The sequence below is a fragment of the Pseudarthrobacter sp. SORGH_AS 212 genome, from assembly GCF_030818145.1.
Classification (GTDB): domain Bacteria; phylum Actinomycetota; class Actinomycetes; order Actinomycetales; family Micrococcaceae; genus Arthrobacter.
Window position 1 is genome coordinate 2,253,682 of sequence record NZ_JAUTAA010000001.1, and the last position, 13,575, is coordinate 2,267,256.

Consider the following 13,575-nt stretch of genomic DNA (forward strand, 5'->3'; position numbering starts at 1 on the left):
GGTGTCCTTGGGGTTGCTGGCGGGTTATTTGTTGAGGATCGAGTCGAGGGCCTGGCCCACGGCTTCCAGGTGGCGGGCCATGGCGGAACGCGCGTCGTGGGCGGATCCGGCCTCGATGGCGGCCAGGATGTGCTGGTGTTCAATGTCCGAGGCGTGCTGGCGGTCAGCCACCATGTTCAGGGTTTCCGACTGGTGGGCCAGTGCGTCGCGGATATCGGCCACGACGCTTTCGAAGACCTTGTTGCCGCTGGCGCGGGCGATGGTGGCATGGAAAGTGGAGTCCAGGGCCACCCAGGATTCGGGGTCGGTTTCGGTGGCCATGGCGGCCATGATTTGGCGGAGGGTGTCCAGCTCGTCGTCGGTGCGCCGCTCGGCGGCGAGGCCGGCGGCGGGGATTTCGATGTGCGGGCGGGCCTCGGTCAGGTCGCGGGCGGAGTACTGTCCCAGTGTCAGATCGTTGGCTACCCTGTTGGCCACCACGAACGTGCCCTTGCCGGTCTTGGTGACCGTCAGGCCCAGGGCGGTGCAGGAGCGGAGGGCCTCCCGGATGACGGAGCGGCTCACGCCGTATTGCTGGGCGAGGGTGGCCTCGGAGCTGAGTTTGCTGCCCACGGGAACAAGGCCGGATTCGATGTCCACGCGGATCGCGTTAAATACCGCTTCGGCGGCGCTGAGCCGCGCGAGGGGGACCACAGGCTGTCCTGCTGTCCGGCTGTCTGACAGGTTCACGCTTAAAATATGGCACCGGTCACACGGGAGTGTCAAGCCCCACTCTTTACCGGCTCCCTCATGACCGGCACGAGCGTACCGTTATAGCCGAATAGCCTCTTCCGCAACCAGGCCACCACTGCTACATTGAACCTAACCGGCACGATCGTGCCTCAGGAGGTACGTATGACGTTAATGGACCTGGTTGCAACGGAGGTCCGGGCCAGGCGCACCTCGCTGCGGCTCACCCAGCGGGACCTCGCCGACATGGCGGGTGTATCAGAGCGGTTCGTCAGGTTCGTGGAGCGGGGAAAGCCAAGCGTGCAGCTGGACTCGCTGCTTGCAGTCCTCGATACGCTGGGCCTCGAACTGCGGATTGCTGACAGGGCCAGCCAGGCGGAGCGTTCCCTTAGCGGCCAGGACCGCGCCGGGAGTGCCGCTCCGTGAGGCACCGCGTCGCGGACGTCTACAAGGCAGGGGTCCTGGCCGCGCGGCTGGAACGGTACGGCGGCGGAACGAAGTTCAGCTACCTGCCCGTTTACCTTGCCGGCGGAGGACCCGCCGTCGCGTCCTCCCTTCCCCTCACCGGAGAACCGGTCATGTCCGCCGCAGGTGCCGCACCGCCGTACTTCACCGGCCTGCTGCCGGAAGGCCGGCGCCTGAATGCACTGCGCCGGTCCATCAAAACCAGCGCGGACGACGACCTGTCCCTGCTGATCGCGGCCGGCGGGAACCCTGTGGGCGACGTCCAGATCATCGGCCACGGCGAGCCGCTGGACCCGGACGAACATGCGGTGGAGCTGGACCCGCGCCAGCCGGTGGACTTCGACGAGCTCCTGGGCGACCCGGACCTGATCGATCCCGTGGCGCTTGCCGGCGTGCAGGACAAGCTGTCCGCCGGGATGATCTCGCTGCCCGTGGCCGCCAAGGGCAAGCGGTTCATCCTTAAGCTCAACGCCCCCGAGTTTCCGCATGTGGTGGAGAACGAGTTCGCCATGTTCCGCTACGCGGCCAGGCTGCGGATCCCGCTGAGCCGGGTGGGGCTGATCCGGGACGTCGCAGGGCGGCCGGGACTGCTGGTGGAACGCTTCGACCGCGTCCCGCCGCTCGAAGCAGCAGCCGGCGCCGGCGACGTCCTGCGGCTCGCCGTTGAGGACGGAGCCCAGGTGCTCAGGCTGTACCCGGCAGACAAGTACAACGTGGGGTACGGGCAGGTGTGCCGGGCACTGGCGGAGCACTGCGCCGCTCCGCTGCCGGCCCACCGCAACCTTGCCCTTCAAGGTGCGTTCGCCTGGCTGACCGGCAACGGCGACCTGCACGCGAAGAACGTGTCCATGGTGCAGGATCCCCGGGCCGGCTGGGTGATCGCGCCCGTCTACGACATCCCCTCCACGGTTGTTTACGGCGACAAGACGCTCGCGCTGGCCATCGACGGCAAGCGGACGGGCATCTCCCGCCGCCATTTCCTGGGCTGGACCGCGGGCCTCGGGCTTCCGGAGCGCGCCGCGAGCAAGGTCATCGACCTCGCGTTAGGGGCGTCGGGGCCGCTGGTTGCCGACCTTGAGGCCGGCACTGCGTTTGCCGGTGCCGGACCGGCCGGGAAGAACGACGGCGGCCGGTCGCCGTTCCCGGACATGGTCACCAGGGCATGGGTCAAGGAGCTGAAGCACCGCCGCCGGCTTTTCGAAGGGTAGGTTGCCACGCTTCCGCGTTCAGCCTGGCGGGGAGTGGCTTACAGGTGCTGGATGCCCGCCCGCTGCATGGCGTCCTTGTAGATCTCGACGTTCTTAGTGAGGATCTCTTCCTGCTTCGTGTCGGATACGGCGAATGCCCGCCCGCCAAGAGCAGTGGCCTTGTAGATCTTGATGCCGCTGTTCTTCAATGCGGAGTGGTAGGTCTTCTCGTAGAGCGTCAGGAAAGTGGATGCATCGGTTCCGTGGGCAATGATCGCCGAGACGCGGGAGTTGATTTTGAGGAACTGGCGGAACGGGCGGAGGCCGTCCGTCTTCTCCTGGACACTCAGCGCCGACGGGCTTCCGGACTCGCGGACCCAGGGGAACGCGTTCCAAGGCATGACGTAGCGCGGATCCAGTTCGGCGAGTTCGTAGATCTGGGTCGCACGGCGTGCGGCTTCATCGTCGTTGTTGTGGGACACGAACCCGGATTCGGTGCCCTTCCCGGGGCTGACCTGCAGGGTGACGATCCGGCACTCATCCTCGTCATGGACGGGGTCGATGTAGGGAACGGTGGAGCCCGGCTTCTTTTCCATGAGTTCGTCGCAAAGCTGGGTTACCTTCGCGATGTTCGGTTCCTGTAGCAGGGCTTTCTTTTCGTCCCAGTCAATCGTCACGATCTCTCCCTCAGCAGCACGGCGTCCAGAATCAGGCGTCTCATGCCACTCTACGCTTCTCCGTACGGGGGTGGGCAGGGGAAAGGTGCGGCGGGGGCCCGGCCGGCTTCGGCGATGCTGTTCAATGAGGAGCGTGCAGTTCACCCGGAAAGGCCTGAAGGCCGATGGTTTCGCAGGCTTCAGGCCCATCGACGATCTCGACATTATGCGCATACCGCAGGGAACCGGCCTGTTCGTTGTGGTTGCGCCGGCCGGGTTCCTGCCGCGCTTCCTGAAGAGGAGCACGGCCGGCGTCTTCAAGAAGAGGCAGCCAACCCTCCCCGATACGGCACTCCGGACGGAGTGGGTGGAATCGGCGCCGGTCCTTTACATCGGCAAGGCCGGTCCCGGCAGCAAGGGCAACAGGGGACTCAGGCGCCAGATCCAGGAATTTGTTGATTTCGGTCAGGGGAAGCCGCCAGGCCATTGGGACGGGCGGCTCATTTGGCAGTTGGCAGGTGCGGCCGAATTGCTTGTCGCCTGGAAAGAAGTGCCGGCTGGGCAGTTGAACCAGGCGGAGGCCGGCTACCACGCAGGCTTCGTGGCGGAGTACGGGAAACTGCCGTTCGCGAACCTTGTCCAGGCACGCGGCAGCGCCCCCGCCTGAAGGGAAAGGCTGCCCTGGGCGGCACGGTTCAGCCGCCCCGCGAAGCCGCCCATCCGGCGTCGTACGTGAAACGACCGCCCAGCAGCGTCGCCGCGACGGGCATGGCAGCCAGCCCGGAGTCCGGAACCGCCAGGGGATCGGCGTCAAGAAGCACGAGGTCGGCCGGCCCGCCCACCCGGACGGCGCCGCGGCCCCGGGTGGAGGCGGCCAGGGCCTGTTCGCGTGTGATGGCTTCCTGCGGCTGCCACGGATCACGGCCGTCGAAGGAAGACCGTGTGGTGGCGGCCGACACCGCTGCCCAGGGATCGAGCGGTGCCACCGGCGCATCCGATCCCAGCGCCAGCGTGGCACCTGCGTCCAGCAGCGACCGCAGCGGAAAGGCCCGGTCTGTCCGCCCGCCCCAGTTGGCATCGGCGGCATCCCGGTCGTCAAGCGCATGCACCGGCTGCACGCTGGCCACCACGCCCAGGGCGGCGAAACGGGCAAAGTCCTCCCGCCGGACGAACTGGGCATGCTCAATCCGGCCGCCGATGCCGGCATGCTCGAACGCGTCCAGGGCCACCCGGTTGGCGGCATCACCGATGGCGTGGACTGCCGGGACAAACCCAGTGTCCCGCGCCCGCCGCAGCAGGGCACGCAGCTGGTCAACGGGAACGGTCAGCAGACCATGCCCGCCAAAAGGGTACGGATCCACGCAGTATGCGGTCCGGGTGTTCAGGGACCCGTCAATCAGGATTTTCAGCGGGCCAGTGCGCAGTAAGCCGTTGCCGCCGGGTACCTCCCGGTCCGTCCGCAGGCCCTCCGAGGCAGCCCGCTCCAGGTCCGCCGGGTACACGCCGGCCTCCACGCGCAGGCTATCGAAACCGGCGGCCATCCGCCGCAGCCACGGATCGCGGTTCCACGTCATCTCAAAATCCACCACGCCCACCACGCCCCTGGCGGCGGCATCGCGGGCGGCCTGGCTGACCCAGCCGTCCACCACGGCATCCGGCAGCCGGCCCAGCTCGCGGGTCAGGAGGAAGGCAGGTTCCTCGCGGAGCAGCCCCGAGGCGTCCACCCGGAGCGCGTAGCGGCGGGCGGCAGCCGTGTTCACCCACACGCAGTGCAGGTCGTGGCTGATGAGCGCGGCCGGCCGTTCGCCGGCGGCGGCATCGAGCATGGCCACCGTGGGCGTATCCGGCCAGAGGGCATCACGGAAGCCCACGCCCACAGCGGTGATCGGGTGGCCGGGACCGGTCCCGCCCGCTCCAGCGGCGTCCGCGGCAATGAAGCGTCCGACGGCGGCAGCGGCCTCCTGCGCGGACGCCGCCGCAGCGAGGTCAAGCCGGTTCGCGTGCAGGGACCACTGGGTGAGATGGACGTGTTCGTCCCACAGCCCCGGGATGATGAACCGGCCGGCGCAGTCGACAGTCCGGAGGGGCCGGGCTTTGTGCGCCAGCGTCCCCGCCGGGCTGATCCCAGCCACCACCCCGCCGCGGAGGTGTACGTCGAGGGGTGCCTTCGAGCCGGGGCGGCGCACGGAGGCCAGGACAAGGTCCGCGGCAGCCGGCATCACCGTGTTGCCGTCACTGTGCTGCAGCCACGGGGCCTGGTCACTGCCCACGGCACGTCATGCGGACCCTCGGAGGCGGTCCATTTCCCGGCGGTCCTTCTTCGTGGGCCGGCCGGTGCCCCGGTCCCGCTGCGGGATGCCCAAGGCAGGGGCCACCGGCCGCGGCGGTGTGTGGTCGGTGAAGCAGTGTGACGCCACTTCAGCGCCGACGCGTTTGACGATCAGGCGGCGGACCTCGAGGATCCGTTCGTAGCCGGGCATTCGGACCGTCACCGTATCGCCCGTGACGAGGGTGGCGGATGCCTTGGCCGGTGTGCCGTTGAGGCGGACGTGGCCGGCGCGGCAGGCTGCGGTGGCGGCCGAACGCGTCTTGTAGGCGCGGATGGCCCACAGCCACGCGTCAATGCGGGCGCTGGCGGGGGAGGAGGGAAGGCTCGTCATGGTTGGCACCGAGTATAGCCCCGGCGCCGGGGGCCAGCCCTAGGCGACCGTTACCCGGACCTTCTGCACCATGTTGTTGGCCATGCCCTGGTAGTTCCAGTTCTGCTCCAGGGGCTGGGTGGCGCCGGTGGCATCGGTGGCGCGGCAGGACAGCACGTGTTCACCGGGCCCGGCCACCCACGGCAGGGTCCACTTCCGCCACGCGAATCCGCCCGGGGGCTTCTCGAGCTGCGCCGGCAGCCAGGCCCCGTCGATGCCGACGTCCACGCCGGTCACAGCACCTTCACCGGACCACGCCCTGCCCTGCAGCAGGACAGGGCCGGCGGCCAGGGTCCGGTTCCGTGTGAGGAAGTCCGGGATGCCCGGCGGAACCATCAGCGAACGGACCCTGATGCGCGAAACCGGTGTTCCGGCGTCGTCCGCGGAATCCTGGTAGCGGTAGGCGACGTGCTGCTGGAAGCCGGTAAAGGGGGCGGTGACCACCTCGATGGACTCTAGCCACTTCACGCTGGCCATGCCGTACCAGCCGGGGACCACCAGGCGCAGGGGATAGCCGTGCTGGGGCGGGAGCTCGTGGCCGTTCATCGTGTAAGCAAGCACGACGTCGGCCCGCATCGCCTCGTGGATCGGCAGGCTGCGTGCGTACCGCTGGCGGACGCCGCCCTGGATCCCGGCGTCCGCACCGGTAAAGACGACTTCCCGGGCGCTGGGCAGGACGCCCGCCTTGCCCAGCAGATAGGCGAGCGGGACACCCGTCCAGTACGCCGTCCCCACGGCTTCGAGGACCCAGGGCTGGCTGATGGGCCGGGGACTGAGCAGGGACCGGCCATTCCCGGCGCACTCGAGCGTCACGGGGACGGTGATGGCAGGGTCCTTGTGCAGGGCCGCCATGCTCAGTTCCAGGGACCGTTCCACCGCCCCGCCGATCAGCAGGTGCCAGGACGTAGCATCAATGTCCGGAATGTCGAAGTGCGTGAGGACATAGTGCAGGCCCGGCGGAGTGACATCACGGCGCATCGCCTCCAGCGGCATGGAGTGGTTGCGGGCCGAGAGCTGGAGTTCCTCCGCGGTCAGCGGGCCGGTGGTGGGCCCGGCGGGCGCCGTGCCCACCGGGGTTTCCGCCTGGACGGACTGCAGGTTGTCGTGGGTCTGCGTCATGGCGCTGCGATTCTGTGGGGCGGATGGCGGGGCGGTGGTTCCCTGCCTCTGGTTTACGCCCGCCCCGCGCGCCCGTCAACGCCCTGAAGACGCAAGAAAAGCTACAGCACGGGCCGGGTCAGGAACTCCGCAAGGCTGATGGGGTCCTTGCCCGTCAGGCCATGCACGTCGAGCGAAATGCCCGCCATCTCGCCTGCCGCCATGGCGGTGTAGGTGCTGACCCAGGCATCCACCTGCCATTTCGGCGCGTTGTAGGGTGCCCGCGACGCGTAGGCCTCCTCCACCGTCTCCGCCTGGTAGGTCACGTTCCTGCCGGTACCTTCGCTGATGATCTCCGCAGCCCGGGCCATGGTGAGCTCTTCGGGGCCGGTGAGCTGGTAGGTCTTGCCCTTGTGGATGGCGGGGTCGCGCAGAACGGCAACCGCGCTGCGGGCGATGTCCTCCCGGGCCACCCCGGAAAACACGCCGTCACCGGCCGGTCCCCTGATGACCCCGTGGTCATCGGTCATCAAGGGCAGAAAGTCCAGGTAGAAGTTGTCCCGCAGGAACGTGTAATCGATTCCGGAGGCCCGGATGCGCTCCTCGGTGGCGTAGTGGTCCCGGGCCAGCGTGAACGTGGCATCCGGGGCCGCCCCGTAAAAGGACGTGTACACCACGTGCTGCACGCCGGCGCCGGCAGCGGCATCCACGAACGCAAAATGCTGCTGCAACCGGTCCTCCGCCTCGGCGGCGGACACCATGAACAGCACCCGGACCCCTTCAAGGGCACTCCGGGCAGCCTCCGCGTCACCGTAGCTGCATACGGCCGTGGCCGCCTGTTCCAGCTCAGGCGCGCGGGCCGGGTCCCGCACCAGCAGGCGCTGGGCGAAGCCGGCGCCTGCGAGTTCCCGGGCCACCATGCCGCCCAGCCCGCCCGTGGAGCCAGTGACTGCAAGGTCGGGCAGGTCCGCCGCCATGCGCCTAGGCTTCCCGCGTGGCGGGTGACTTGGTCTGGGCGGGGTCGCGTTCGGCGAGGGCACCGATGGCGTCGTCGATCTTCTTCAGGACGTCCGGTTCCAGCTTCACGCCAGCGGCAGCCACGCTGTCGGCGATCTGCTCCGGCCGCGAGGCGCCCACGATGGCGGAAGCCACATTGGGGTTCTGCAGTACCCACGCCACAGCCAGCTGCGGCATGGACAGGCCTGCCTCCTCCGCGACCGGCTTGAGGTCCTGCACACCCTGCAGGACGTCGTCGCGCATCCACCGCGAGATCATCTTGGCGCCGCCCTTTTCGTCGGTGGCGCGGCTGCCTTCGGGCGCCGGCTGGCCGGGCAGGTACTTGCCGCTCAGGACTCCCTGCGCCATGGGTGACCAGACGATTTGGGACACACCCAGTTCCTCCGACGCCGGTACCACCTCGGCTTCGATGACGCGCCAGAGCATGGAGTACTGGGGCTGGTTGGAAATCAGCTGGAAGCCCAGTTCCCGGGACAGCTTGTGCCCCTCCCGGAGCTGGTCCGCGGTCCACTCGCTGACGCCGATATAGAGCGCCTTGCCCTGGCGGACGATGTCCGCGAACGCCTGCATGGTCTCCTCGAGCGGCGTTTCGAAGTCGTACCGGTGGGCCTGGTAGAGGTCGATGTAGTCCGTCTGCAGCCGCCGCAGCGAGCCGTTAACGGAATCCATGATGTGTTTGCGGGACAGGCCAAGATCGTTCTTGCCCTTGGGGCCGGTAGGCCCGAAGACCTTCGTGAAGATCTCCAGCGATTCGCGGCGCTCGCCCTTCAGGGCCTCGCCCAGGACTGTTTCCGCCGCGGTGTTGGCATAGACGTCGGCAGTGTCGAAGGTGCTGATGCCGGCGTCGAGGGCGGCGCGCACGCACTGGGAGGCGACGTCGTTTTCCACCTGGGAGCCGTGCGTCAACCAGTTGCCGAAAGTGATTTCCGAGACTTTGAAACCGCTGTTTCCGAGGTATCTGAATTCCATGGGCTTCACGCTAGCGGAGATGGTTGCTCAGGGTAAGGGCCGTCCGCCGTTCCGTGCAGCAGCGTCGGATTCGGTCCGCTTCGGCTCCTGGCCGTGCTTGAGTACCTGCTGCGCGGAGAGGGACACCAGGGATCCGGTGTCCAACGGCGGCAGTACCTGCGGAGCCGGGGGCTTCTTGAAGGAATGCGGGACTTCGCGGACGGGGCGGTGGTTGTGCAGCGCTGATTCCACGAGCGGCGCCACGGACTCCACCTTGTCCGCCGGAACGCCGGGATCCGGCAGGTCCCGCACGGAGAGCTTGATTTCGGGGGTCGCGGCGCGCTGCCGGGCCGTTGCGCGGGCGTCGGCTTCGGCCACGGCGGAGACCCAGTCCTCGGCCAGGACGGGTTGCTCGCGGCGGGCTCCGGGTTTACGGACGACGGCGGCGCCCAGCGCCGATCTCGCCAGGGCGGACTTCGCCAGCGCAGACTTTACGCGCGCCGGCTTGAGTGCCGCAGGCCAGCCGCGCGGTGTGGACGCGGATTCTGCCGCAGCGCCCGTGCCGGACCCGGAACCGGGCTCGCCAAGGCGGGTCCCGTAGAGCTGGACCAGGGGCATCCCGTCTTTCCGTTTGCCCCTGCCGAACAGCCGCATCAGCACCACGGCGGCCAGCCGGCCCACGCCCGCGAGGAGCAGGGTGATGACGCCCAGGAGGAAGAGGATGAAGAAGATCAGGAAGGCAACGCCCACCGTGCCCAAAAAGGTTAGGTTGAGGACGAGCGTGTCCGGATTTTCCACGTGGCATCTCTCCTCTCTGCTTTCAGCTGGGCCCGCGGCGGCGCCCCCACGCACGGCAGCAGCTTCGTATCCACCTTACGGATTTTTGTGCCGCCGTGCCCCCGGCGCGGGGGCCGTCCGGAGGGTTGTAGCAAAGCCGTTACCGGATATGACAGCATCCCGGTATGACAAAAATCGGAGCGCAGGACCGTTGCCCGTGCCTGTCCGGGGATCAGTACGCCTCCTGTTGCGGCCGGTTCCATTCAGGCGGGGCCGAAGCAGCGACGGCGGAGCAGCTGATGCGCTCCAGGTACACGGCCTTTGTACTCCTGGACCGGGACTACCTGCTCCGGACGTGGCACCCGGATACGGCCCCGGGGAACCTGCAGTTGGACCCGGAAATGCAGTGGCGGCGGCTGGACATCGCGGCCACCGGCGGCGGTGGACCTTTCGACACCGCTGGAACGGTGGAGTTCAAGGCGCACTACCGTCACACGGGTGAGCGCGGCGTGCTGCACGAGGCCAGTACGTTCGTCCGTTCGGACGGCCGGTGGTTCTACGTGGACGGGGACATCCTGGACTGACTACCCGTCGTAGTCGCTGTCCGGCGTGAATCCTGCCCGGTCAACCTTCCGGTGGAAGTGCATCCCGGCCAGCCCGCCCAGCACGGCACCCACCAGCGCCACCACGGCCACCACTACGGCGGCGATGATGCTGGTGGTGGTCAGCTCACCTTCGTTGATGGGGATCCGCGGGAAGCTGTTGAGGTTGGCCAGCACATTGAACTGCTGTCCGGCCACCAGGCCCAGGACGGCGATGACTATGGCGGCGATCAACGCCCAGACCCACACCATCAGGCCCTGTTTGGCCCCGTTGAAGCGGGCCATCCGGCCGGCCACGTAGCCGCCGGAGTAATAGGAGACAAACAGGATCACCAGCAGCACGATGATGCCCACCAGGCCCACCGTGCCGCTGTTCTGCGTCGCCTGGTTCACGGCCTCGTTGACATCCGTATTGTTGGCCAGCCCAACGGCGGTGCCGGCAGCTGCCACCAGGGCGGTGAGCAGGACGGCCATGCCTGTTGCGGTCAGCCAGCCAAAGAACGCCGAACCCACCTTGATACCGCCGAACTGCTCCTTCTCCCGGGCGATCGCGGTTTCGCGGTCGGTCAGGTTCGGGTTCACGGCCGCGGCCGGGACAGCTGCGGTCCGAGCGGTACCCGCGGACCCGCTGCGGTCCACGTAGTCCCGGTCCGGCTCCGCCCGCTCGGCATAGACCTCCTGGGGGTAGTCGCGTTCGGCGGATGCGGCCGGCGCCCCGGAGTACTGGCGCGTTGCATCGCCGGCGGATGTGCGGTCGATGGGACGCGTTGCATTGTCAGCCGGAGTCCGGTCGATGGAGCGCGTGGCCTGGCTGTCCGCGTCCCCGGCAAGGCCGCTTTCGCTGCGCCCGTCCTGCCGCGCTCGCCGGGGAGGGAGGTTCTCTGGGTCCGTTGAGCTGCTCATGGATCCACTCAACCACCGCCCCACCCCGATAGCAAGGATGCTTACGATTCCGTGACCTGCGGTTCTACCGGTATCTGCGGTGCAGGTTCTCCTTCGCCGAGGGCCCGTGGGAGGCGTCGGCAATCCACGGCCCGGTGCCTTCGGACTGGTCCAGGACCCCTTCCTCCAGCCAGGCGTAATCCCCGGCGAGAACCTTGCGCGTGAGGCGGTGGTCGCCGTCGTCCGTATTCCGCCACAGCTGGTCAAAGTATTCGTCCACCCGCACCCGCGCCTGTTCACAGTAGGCTTCGGCGAGTTCGTAGGCGCTCGCCGCCCGCCCGGGATCGGTGCGCAGCAGCATCTCCGCACGCGAGCAGCACGCGGTCATGGCGAACAGTTCAGCGCCGATGTCCACCACGCGGCCCAGGAAGGCCTGTTTGCGTTCGAGCTTCGCCTGCCACCTGCCCATGGCGTAAAAGGTCTGGCGGGCCAGCCGCCGGGAGGAGCGTTCCACGAACCGCAGCTGCCGGGCCAGCCGGCCGAACTCGCCGTAGGAACGCGGGTCCATTCCGGCGCCGGCCACCAGCTTGGGCAGCCATTTGGCGTAGAAGCCGGAGGCCCCGACGGCGGCCCGGGCCTTGTCGGACAGGCTCGCATCCATCGACGCCAGGTCTCCCGCGGCGGCGAGGTGCGCGTCAACGGCTTCGCGCGCGATCAGCAGGCGCATGATCTCGGAGGACCCTTCGAAGATCCTGTTGATCCGCAGGTCCCGCAGCTGCTGCTCGGCGGGTACTGCACGCTCGCCGCGTGCGGCCAGGGACTCCGCGGTCTCGAAACCGCGCCCGCCGCGGATCTGGACCAGCTCGTCGGCGATCTGGCAGCTGATTTCCGTGGCCCACAACTTAGCCAGGGCGGCCTCGATCCGCACATCCTTCTGGCCGGCGTCCGCAAGCTCGGCGGCGAGCTCGAACACGGCATCCAGTGCGAAGGCGGAGGCCGCGATGAAGGCGATTTTCTTTCCCACCGCTTCGTGCTCGCCCACGGGACGGCCCCACTGGGTGCGGGCGTTGGACCATTCGCGGGCGATCTTCAGGCTCCACCGCCCGGACGCGACGCACAGCGCAGGCAGGGCCAGCCGCCCGGTGTTAAGGGTGGTCAGGGCAATTTTCAGGCCCTGCCCCTCGCGGCCCAGCCGGTTGGCGGCGGGCACCCGGACCTGGTGGAAGCGGGTGACGCCGTTTTCGATCCCGCGAAGGCCCATGAAGGCGTTCCGGTTCTCCACCGTGATCCCGGGGGAGTCCATCTCCACCACGAACGCGCTGATCCCGCCCTTATGCCGGGTGCCGTCGGCGTCCGTGTGCGCCGGGACCACCGCCATCACCACCACCAGCTCAGCAATCACCCCGTTGGTGGTCCAAAGCTTCACGCCGTCCAACAGGTAGGCCTCGCCGTCGTCCGTGGGTGTGGCGGTGCTGCCCAGCCGGGCGGGGTCGCTGCCCACATCCGGTTCGGTGAGGAGGAATGCGGTGATGGCGCCGGCCGCGCAGCGCGGCAGGTACTCCTTTTTCTGTTCCGGCGAGCCGAATACCTTGACCGGCTCGGGCACGCCAATGGACTGGTGCGCCGAAAGGAGCGCACCGAGGCTCGGGTGGACGCTGCCCAGCAGCGCCAGGGCGCGGCCGTAGTACACCAGTGAGAGGCCCAGGCCGCCGTATTCCTGGGGGATCTTCATGCCGAAGACGCCCAGGTCCGCCAACCCCCGGATGTACTCGTCCGGAATCTGTGAAGCACGCTCAATCACCCGGCCGTCCATGGTCCGGGCATACGCGGTGAGCCCGGCCATGAATGCTTCACCGCGCTCCACATCCGCAGGATCGGGCGTTGGCCACGGGTGGACCAGGCTCAGGTCGAAGTTGCCCAGGTAGAGGCCCTTGGCGAAACTGGGCCGGTCCCACCCGGTCTCCCGGGCGGCTTCGGCCACGGCCCGGGCTTCATCCGCGGTGACGCCGGAACCGATCTTTCCGGCGGGGACGGGCGTTTCTTCGGCCGGCGCGTCAGTGGACGGGCTGTGCGTGGCGGAGGTCATGGGTTATCTCCTAGGCCGGAATGGCCGGTGAAGCCATGGATCCGCCGGGTTGGAGAACCCTTCAGCTGTCCCTCAATATTACCCGCGGGTAGGTTCCGGTACCAGGGGAAGGCTGGCCCGGAAAGTCCGCGGCCACGTCCACGCTTTTCGCGTGATGCACCAGCCGGTCCCAGCCTGCGTTAATGCCATGGACCACCGCCAGGAGCGTGCTGGACACCAGGACCCAGGCGAGCTTTCCCGTACCCAGCAGCAGGAGCGCAACCAGCCCCGATGCCAGAACGAAGGCGGCCAACAGGCCGCCAAAAGCCAGGGTCCCGATGAAGACCAACGTGGATGTGTCCAGAGCGCTCAAATCGAACTGCATGTGTCCCCCTGCGGCGTTGCTGTGGTGAAAGTCTGCTGCGGCCAAGCGGCGAAGGCCGGTAGCAG

General features: G+C 68.1%; 15 protein-coding genes. 4 read left to right on the forward strand and 11 right to left on the reverse strand.

Annotated features, from left to right (window positions below; all coding sequences use genetic code 11):
- Positions 1–24: 24 nt before the first annotated feature.
- Positions 25–729 (reverse strand): FadR/GntR family transcriptional regulator, encoded by a 705-nt coding sequence (locus tag QE394_RS10345; RefSeq protein ID WP_056078404.1) that lies wholly within the window; start codon positions 727–729, stop codon positions 25–27.
- A gap of 165 nt (positions 730–894) precedes the next feature.
- Between QE394_RS10345 and QE394_RS10350 the strand changes: the two genes are divergently transcribed.
- Together QE394_RS10350 and QE394_RS10355 are read left to right on the forward strand one after the other, a co-directional pair.
- Positions 895–1,155, forward strand: coding sequence for a type II toxin-antitoxin system Y4mF family antitoxin (locus QE394_RS10350; protein ID WP_349034446.1), 261 nt, complete (start codon positions 895–897; stop codon positions 1,153–1,155).
- Positions 1,152–2,402, forward strand: a complete 1,251-nt coding sequence (locus QE394_RS10355) for a HipA domain-containing protein (RefSeq protein ID WP_349034447.1) — start codon at positions 1,152–1,154, stop codon at positions 2,400–2,402. Before QE394_RS10350 ends, QE394_RS10355 begins: the two co-directional genes overlap by 4 nt.
- Positions 2,403–2,440: 38 nt before the next feature.
- Here QE394_RS10355 and QE394_RS10360 read toward each other — a convergent pair whose 3' ends face one another.
- Positions 2,441–3,058 (reverse strand): uracil-DNA glycosylase, encoded by a 618-nt coding sequence (locus tag QE394_RS10360; RefSeq protein ID WP_056078396.1) that lies wholly within the window; start codon positions 3,056–3,058, stop codon positions 2,441–2,443.
- A 133-nt stretch (positions 3,059–3,191) separates the two neighbouring features.
- On the opposite strand from QE394_RS10360, the gene QE394_RS10365 reads away from it, so the two are divergent.
- Complete coding sequence (locus QE394_RS10365; protein WP_200937752.1) at positions 3,192–3,704, forward strand: hypothetical protein; 513 nt, start codon at positions 3,192–3,194, stop codon at positions 3,702–3,704.
- Positions 3,705–3,732: 28 nt separating this feature from the next.
- Here QE394_RS10365 and QE394_RS10370 read toward each other — a convergent pair whose 3' ends face one another.
- The 6 genes from QE394_RS10370 to QE394_RS10395 all read right to left on the reverse strand — a co-directional run bounded on the left by QE394_RS10370 (position 3,733) and on the right by QE394_RS10395 (position 9,597).
- Positions 3,733–5,256, reverse strand: a complete 1,524-nt coding sequence (locus QE394_RS10370; RefSeq protein ID WP_349035398.1) for an amidohydrolase family protein — start codon at positions 5,254–5,256, stop codon at positions 3,733–3,735.
- Between the two features lie 57 nt (positions 5,257–5,313).
- On the reverse strand, positions 5,314–5,697 hold the full coding sequence (locus tag QE394_RS10375) for an RNA-binding S4 domain-containing protein (RefSeq protein ID WP_056078390.1): 384 nt from the start codon (positions 5,695–5,697) through the stop codon (positions 5,314–5,316).
- Positions 5,698–5,736: 39 nt separating this feature from the next.
- Positions 5,737–6,855 carry a sulfite oxidase gene (locus QE394_RS10380; protein ID WP_261620872.1) on the reverse strand — a complete coding sequence of 373 codons (1,119 nt, stop codon included), beginning with the start codon at positions 6,853–6,855 and terminating at the stop codon, positions 5,737–5,739.
- Positions 6,856–6,956: 101 nt separating this feature from the next.
- The gene (locus QE394_RS10385) at positions 6,957–7,811 is read right to left on the reverse strand and encodes an SDR family oxidoreductase (protein WP_349034448.1); all 855 of its coding nucleotides are present in this window, start codon (positions 7,809–7,811) and stop codon (positions 6,957–6,959) included.
- Between the two features lie 4 nt (positions 7,812–7,815).
- A complete protein-coding gene (locus QE394_RS10390) occupies positions 7,816–8,820 on the reverse strand; it encodes an aldo/keto reductase family protein (protein WP_015938893.1) in 1,005 nt (334 codons plus the stop codon).
- A 27-nt stretch (positions 8,821–8,847) separates the two neighbouring features.
- Positions 8,848–9,597, reverse strand: coding sequence for a hypothetical protein (locus QE394_RS10395; RefSeq protein WP_349034449.1), 750 nt, complete (start codon positions 9,595–9,597; stop codon positions 8,848–8,850).
- A 164-nt stretch (positions 9,598–9,761) separates the two neighbouring features.
- Here QE394_RS10395 and QE394_RS10400 point away from each other — a divergent pair, with 164 nt between their 5' ends.
- The gene (locus tag QE394_RS10400) at positions 9,762–10,160 is read left to right on the forward strand and encodes a YchJ family protein (protein ID WP_261620869.1); all 399 of its coding nucleotides are present in this window, start codon (positions 9,762–9,764) and stop codon (positions 10,158–10,160) included.
- Here the strand turns inward: QE394_RS10400 and QE394_RS10405 are convergent, their stop codons facing one another.
- The 3 genes from QE394_RS10405 to QE394_RS10415 form a co-directional block, all read right to left on the reverse strand.
- The gene (locus QE394_RS10405; protein ID WP_349034450.1) at positions 10,161–11,081 is read right to left on the reverse strand and encodes a TIGR04086 family membrane protein; all 921 of its coding nucleotides are present in this window, start codon (positions 11,079–11,081) and stop codon (positions 10,161–10,163) included.
- 64 nt (positions 11,082–11,145) lie between these two features.
- A complete protein-coding gene (locus QE394_RS10410) occupies positions 11,146–13,146 on the reverse strand; it encodes an acyl-CoA dehydrogenase family protein (protein ID WP_349034451.1) in 2,001 nt (666 codons plus the stop codon).
- Between the two features lie 61 nt (positions 13,147–13,207).
- Positions 13,208–13,510, reverse strand: a complete 303-nt coding sequence (locus tag QE394_RS10415; RefSeq protein WP_261620867.1) for a hypothetical protein — start codon at positions 13,508–13,510, stop codon at positions 13,208–13,210.
- Between the last annotated feature and the right edge of the window lie 65 nt (positions 13,511–13,575).